This window comes from Sphingomonas sp. CFBP 13733, from assembly GCF_014841795.1.
GTDB classification, from domain to species: domain Bacteria; phylum Pseudomonadota; class Alphaproteobacteria; order Sphingomonadales; family Sphingomonadaceae; genus Sphingomonas; species Sphingomonas aerolata.
Window position 1 is genome coordinate 1 of record NZ_JACYUP010000024.1, and the last position, 1989, is coordinate 1989.

General features: G+C 53.0%; 1 rRNA gene. It reads left to right on the forward strand.

Annotated features, from left to right (window positions below):
* Positions 1–1989, forward strand: a 23S ribosomal RNA gene (locus IFT71_RS21030); the annotation flags it as partial.

Consider the following 1989-nt stretch of genomic DNA (forward strand, 5'->3'; position numbering starts at 1 on the left):
GGTTAGGTATCACTTAGCTGAATAAAATAGGCTTCGTGAAGCGAACCCGGCGAACTGAAACATCTCAGTAGCTGGAGGAAAAGACATCAACCGAGATTCCGTTAGTAGTGGCGAGCGAACGCGGACCAGGCCAGTGCCTGAATTTCAACTAGTAGAAGTCTCTGGAAAGTGACGCCATAGCGGGTGACAGCCCCGTATACGAAAGTGAGAATTCAGGACTCGAGTAGGGCGGAACACGTGAAATTCTGTCTGAACATGGGGGGACCACCCTCCAAGCCTAAATACTCGTACATGACCGATAGCGAACTAGTACCGTGAGGGAAAGGTGAAAAGCACCCCGATGAGGGGAGTGAAACAGTACCTGAAACGGATTGCCTACAAGCAGTTGGAGGGCTTTTATGGCCTGACAGCGTACCTCTTGCATAATGGGTCTGTGACTTAATGTATCAAGCAAGCTTAAGCCGATAGGTGTAGGCGCAGCGAAAGCGAGTCTGAATAGGGCGCCAGAGTTTGATGTATTAGACCCGAAACCCGGCGATCTAGGCATGACCAGGATGAAGGTGCAGTAACATGCACTGGAGGTCCGAACCGATTAACGTTGAAAAGTTACCGGATGAGTTGTGTTTAGGGGTGAAAGGCCAATCAAGCCGGGAAATAGCTGGTTCTCCGCGAAAACTATTGAGGTAGTGCCTCGCACGAACACCTTAGGGGGTAGAGCACTGGATGGGCTAGGGGGTCGCGAGATCTACCAAACCTAACCAAACTCCGAATACCTAAGAGTGATATGCGGGAGACAGACGGCGGGTGCTAAGGTCCGTCGTCAAAAGGGAAACAGCCCTGACCTACAGCTAAGGCCCCCAAATCGTATCTAAGTGGGAAAGCATGTGGGACTTCCAAAACAACCAGGAGGTTGGCTTAGAAGCAGCCATCCTTTAAAGAAAGCGTAACAGCTCACTGGTCTAAACAAGAGGTCCTGCGGCGAAGATGTAACGGGGCTCAAGATACGTGCCGAAGCTTAGGGTGTGCCACTTATGTGGTACGCGGTAGCGGAGCGTTCCGTAAGCCTGTGAAGCGATCTGGTAATGGGTCGTGGAGGTATCGGAAGTGCGAATGCAGACATGAGTAGCGATAAAGAGGGTGAGATGCCCTCTCGCCGAAAGACCAAGGGTTCCTGCGCAAGGCTAATCCGCGCAGGGTGAGCCGGCCCCTAAGACGAGCCCGAAGGGGGTAGTCGATGGGAACCACGTTAATATTCGTGGGCCTGGTGGTGTGTGACGGATCATGTGTGTTGTCATCCCTTATCGGATTGGGATGGCTTCGAAATGGTTCCAGGAAATAGCCCCACCGTATAGACCGTACCCGAAACCGACACAGGTGGTCAGGTAGAGTATACCAAGGCGCTTGAGAGAAGTGTCCTGAAGGAACTCGGCAAATTGCCTCCGTACCTTCGGAAGAAGGAGGCCCTCACTATGCGCAAGCACTTTGAGGGGGCACAGGCCAGGGGGTAGCGACTGTTTAGCAAAAACACAGGGCTCTGCTAAGTCGGCTTCAAGACGACGTATAGGGCCTGACGCCTGCCCGGTGCCTGAAGGTTAAGTGGAGGGGTGCAAGCTCTGAAATGAAGCCCAGGTAAACGGCGGCCGTAACTATAACGGTCCTAAGGTAGCGAAATTCCTTGTCGGGTAAGTTCCGACCTGCACGAATGGCGTAACGACTTCCCCACTGTCTCCAGGACATGCTCAGCGAAATTGAATTCTCCGTGAAGATGCGGAGTACCCGCGGTTAGACGGAAAGACCCCGTGCACCTTTACTGCAGCTTCAGAGTGGCATTAGGAAGAAACTGTGTAGCATAGGTGGGAGGCTTTGAAGCATCGGCGCCAGCTGATGTGGAGCCATAGGTGAAATACCACCCTGTTTGTTTCTGATGTCTAACCTCGTTCCGTAAGCCGGAACAGGGACCCTCTGTGGCGGGTAGTTTGACTGGGGCGG